We start from the raw sequence: 4,522 nt of genomic DNA on the forward strand, positions 1-4,522 counted from the left end.
CGCATCATTTCCCGCATTGCTGCTTTTTGCTGACTGTCATTTTTTCTTGCCATAAATAAAACCTCCAAACTGAGTAATTTTATCTTACATCAGATTAGAGGTTTACACAAACTTTAGGACACTTCCAAATTAAGCAAAGAAGATATATTGATATTTTTATAATTAAACATTTGTCTCACTTTACTTTGTATTTCTTCCCTTTGCATCTAGCCCTATCTACTTCAGAATGATCACCTTCTGTTAGTATTCCATATTTTTCTAATACTCTTGAATATAATACTTTGCAATGACCACAATAGTCGTAATATGGCTCCATGTGTTTTAGTTTCAGCAACATTCCCTTCGAAGGACAATAGCGCATTTCTGTAGTCAAAACCTGTTTCTCATCATCATACATCATTATAAAATCAGCAGCTTCTTCATTAAGGGCTTTACTCCAGTATTCCCAACAACCATCCATACCTTTCTCTTCAACTAGCTTTCCAAGCAAATTTGCTACGTATGTATCTGATATATGTTCCCAATACTTTATTACTGCATCATGTCCATCTTTTTCATCAATATACTTAAATAGTTCACTATATAAGGGAATAAATTCTGTACACGATATCATATATTTTACCTCCTTGTAAAGAACCGATATTTTGCACTACCATTTTCTTCGTTATAAAACAAAAGCTCAAAACTAATATCTGCCAAATCTGCAATAGTTTCATTAACAGTTCTCGTGGCTTCGATATACCATTTAGAAGGTATATGCCCTTGCTTTTTCATATATGTTACGCCTGGGCAACTATCAACGTCAACAATTAGTTGATTTTTGCTCATCTCAATCTTTAAATGCTCACTATATTCTTCTGCTTCATATATCTTTTCAATATGCTCTTTCAAAGCAATCAAACCTCTTTTTTTGATGTCATCTACCAAAGGAGCATAGTATGCAGAAGCAAATTTCCTAAGATATTCTTTGACACCATTGTCCCCATATTTCTCTCCAACATAGGCAATTCCGATATCAGCAGAGATATGAAAATCCCTGTGAAGGTATTTGTTATCAGATGCTCTTCTATCCATAACATGTATTGTCATAAGAAATCACATCTCCTTTATCACATATTATACTTTAAACTATCCTTTAATTGCACCAGCTGTAAGTCCATCAAGTAAATTTCGCTGAAAAACTGCATAAACTACAACTACTGGAAGTATAAATAATACACAAGCAGCACACAAAACACCCCAATCAATTTTAAAACCTGAAACAGGTTTAAATGTCAACATGCCAAGAGATATTGTTTTCCTCGACGGCGTAGCAATAAAAGCTAAAGCTTTCATATATTCACTCCAATAATCAAGAAAACAAAAAACTCCTGCTGTAATTAAGCCAGGTTTTGCGAGGGGTGTCATTATTGATATTAACACATGAGTATTGCTTGCTCCATCAATTCTTGCTGCTTCCTCCAAATCACTTGGTAGGGTTTTGAAAAAAGCTGTGAGCACAAATACACAAAAAGGGATTGTCGCAGTTGCATAAGACAATATAAGAATAAAAAGCGTGTCAAAAAGTCTAAATACTCTAGCCATAAGGAAGAGCGGTACTATTCCTACTATCTGAGGTATTAATAAACCTATTAAAAATAGAAAATATAGTTTGGGGCCAGATTTCATTTTTCTTCGTGCAATAGCATATGAAACCATGGTACTTAAAGATAAAGTAAGAATTACAGAGGTAACACAGACAATTACGGTATTCAGAAAATACTGGCTAATATTAGCTTGCTCAAAAGCCAAAACATAATTATCAAAATTAAGCCTCCTAGGTAATGCCCATATACTTTCATAGAATTCTCTATTTGTTTTAAAGCTGTTAATAAATATCATTAAAAATGGAATAATGACTATTATTGAATATAATATTAGTATAAATCTAATAAAGAAAGTACGTCTAAAAAACTTTAATCTCTTCAATTCCTTTTCCCCCCACTTAGAACTCATATACTTCTCTACGGGTAACACCTAAAATAACAAGTGCAATAGATATTGTTACTACTAAAATAGCAGTACTTAATGCAGCTCCATATCCATAATTTCCTTGTTCAACTACAAATTGATACATGTACGAAGTAAGCAGTTCTGATGCACTATCTGGTCCCCCTCTTGTTGTAATATATACAATCTGAAAACCTATTCCGCTGCACGTTGATACAAAAAAAACCATAGAAGTTCTTACAACTTCCCATAATAATGGAATAGTTATAGAGAAAGTTTGACGGAATTCAGACGCACCGTCTATTCTTGCCGATTCATACAAAGATTGAGGAATACTTAAAACACCAGCTAAATAAAAAGTCATATAAAAGCCGAGCATCCTCCAAATAATCATTATTACAATAGCAGGCATCACTGTCTTTGGATTACCAAGCCATACTACTGGCTCAACTCCGAATAACGCTAATAACTGGTTTAAAATACCTATACTAGGATTGTACACAACCATCCACATAATAGCAATTATTATCATTGGTACTGTAGAAGGGAAAAAATACAATACCCTAAAAAAGTTCTTTTCTCTTATAGTATTTCTTGAAAGTACTATGGCAAAAAACATGGCTATAATAAACATGAAAATGGATGTCATAAAAAATAGATAGAGATAATTTATTAGAGCTTTATAAAATATCGGATCACTAAACATTTTTATGTAATTATGAGTACCTATAAACTTAAATTTTAATGACATGCCTTTCCAGTTCGTAAAACTAAGTATTAAACCAAGTGTACATGGTATTAGTACAAATATTAGATAAAAAGAGGTTGGAATAATTGTTATGAAAGCATTAAAGGAATCAAATTTCTTTTTCTTCATAATATCTGCAGCTTGATTGCCACTTCCCTCCTCTTGTAATCATAGTAAATGAGAGGAGAGAATATAACCTCTTCCTCTCATTGGAATATATAGATATAACTACATTACGATCCAAATTTATATTTAACAATATTAGGATCATCCTTTATGCTTTGAAATAAAGCTTCCATTCTGTCCATAAATTCATCTCCATTAATACTGCCAGTCATTAGAGCATTAATAGCGTTTCCAGCTTGTTTTGGATATTCAGGATACCAAGTATTAGCTAGAGAAGCAAAACCCTTAACTCCCTGATCAATTGCCTTCCATACTTGTTCTGTTGATTTGTTAAGTAAATGGCCATAATTTTCTCCAAAACCTTTTATAGCCATACCATTTTGATGAACTTTAATTTGTCCTTCTATAGCCGTTTTATCAGAAAAGAATACTCTGTAAAATTCACCGACAATGTCAATATTTTTCGTTGTTGAAGATACACTTGAAGCAAGAGATGAAGTTAATACGTAATCACTGCCACTTGAATCCTTTTTACCTGAGAATGGTAAGTATGTCAACTCAAAATCATCTGGCCATGCATCCCCCATCTCTGCCTCAAGCCATGAACCGCATGGCAAAAATGCAAACTTTCTTGCTATAAACTGCATCTGAGTCTCTGAGTTTCCAAGAGCAACAGTTGAAGCATCATAGTATCCCTTATCTCTCAACTCTTCCATTCTCCTGACAACTTCCTTCATACCTTCGCTTTTCCATGCTGAAGGATCGCAGTTTTGAATACCAACATATGTTTCATAATCAACCGAGCAAACCATCGGGTAAAACCAGTAACTCAAAGGATATTCATGAGCCATTGTACCACAATAACCAATAGCATATATGCCTTTTCCCTTCAGCTTTGCAGCTGCATCCATAAATTCATCCCAGGTTGTAGGAACTTTAATATTATTGTCTCTAAGCAGCTTTGCATCATACCACAAGCCAGCTGTAAATAACAGATCTGGAAACATATAATATTTACCATCTATGTACCCTTTTTGTTTCATTAAGTTTAAGTCTATAATATCTTTAAGCTTTTGTGTGTTATCCATTGTAGGCAACTCTAGAATATCATTTAATGGTAAACATAATCCTTCTTCTATTGCTGAGTAGTATGAAAACAAACCTTGATTCAAATTAAAAATATCCGGTGCATTATTGGCAAGTACACGAGTTCTAAAAACTTCATTACCATTTAGATCGTACCAATAATTTACCTTTAGACCAGGATATAACTCTTGAAGTCTTTTTATAATCGGTTCGTAAAAACTACCTCCGCCTCCTTTATCAAGCATAACCTCAAGGGTTCTACCCGAAAAATCTTTTGTTTCACTTTTAGATATACTTTTATTACTAGTTTCAACACTGGAAGTACTATCTTTTGATACATCGCTACTCTTTGTTGAACAAGCTGCAAACAATGAAGTAACGAAAATCAGACATAATACTAAATACAAGATTCGCTTTTTCATACAGATTCCTCCTTTTTGTTAATAGTGTTCTGTTAACTTAATAATAAAATGAGACCTGAAACGCTTCTGGTATAATGGAAATTGCCACAAACCATTACCTCCCAGAAAGGAGCGTTTAGGTCTCATGACTATTATACCACCAAACGTTGTA

The 4,522-nt window shown here is 33.5% G+C and carries 5 protein-coding genes; all 5 read right to left on the reverse strand.

Annotated elements, in window-relative coordinates:
* Window positions 1-175: 175 nt before the first annotated feature.
* Window positions 176-613, reverse strand: a complete 438-nt coding sequence (locus GXX20_12600; protein ID HHW32487.1) for a hypothetical protein — start codon at window positions 611-613, stop codon at window positions 176-178.
* A gap of 5 nt (window positions 614-618) precedes the next feature.
* Complete coding sequence (locus tag GXX20_12605; GenBank protein ID HHW32488.1) at window positions 619-1,089, reverse strand: hypothetical protein; 471 nt, start codon at window positions 1,087-1,089, stop codon at window positions 619-621.
* A 39-nt stretch (window positions 1,090-1,128) separates the two neighbouring features.
* Complete coding sequence (locus tag GXX20_12610) at window positions 1,129-1,968, reverse strand: carbohydrate ABC transporter permease (protein ID HHW32489.1); 840 nt, start codon at window positions 1,966-1,968, stop codon at window positions 1,129-1,131.
* A gap of 16 nt (window positions 1,969-1,984) precedes the next feature.
* Entirely contained in the window at window positions 1,985-2,866 is an 882-nt protein-coding gene (locus GXX20_12615) for a sugar ABC transporter permease (protein ID HHW32490.1), read from the reverse strand.
* Between the two features lie 104 nt (window positions 2,867-2,970).
* Entirely contained in the window at window positions 2,971-4,371 is a 1,401-nt protein-coding gene (locus GXX20_12620; GenBank protein HHW32491.1) for an extracellular solute-binding protein, read from the reverse strand.
* Between the last annotated feature and the right edge of the window lie 151 nt (window positions 4,372-4,522).

Source organism: Clostridiaceae bacterium (assembly GCA_012840395.1).
Classification (GTDB): Bacteria; Bacillota; Clostridia; order Acetivibrionales; family DULL01; genus DULL01.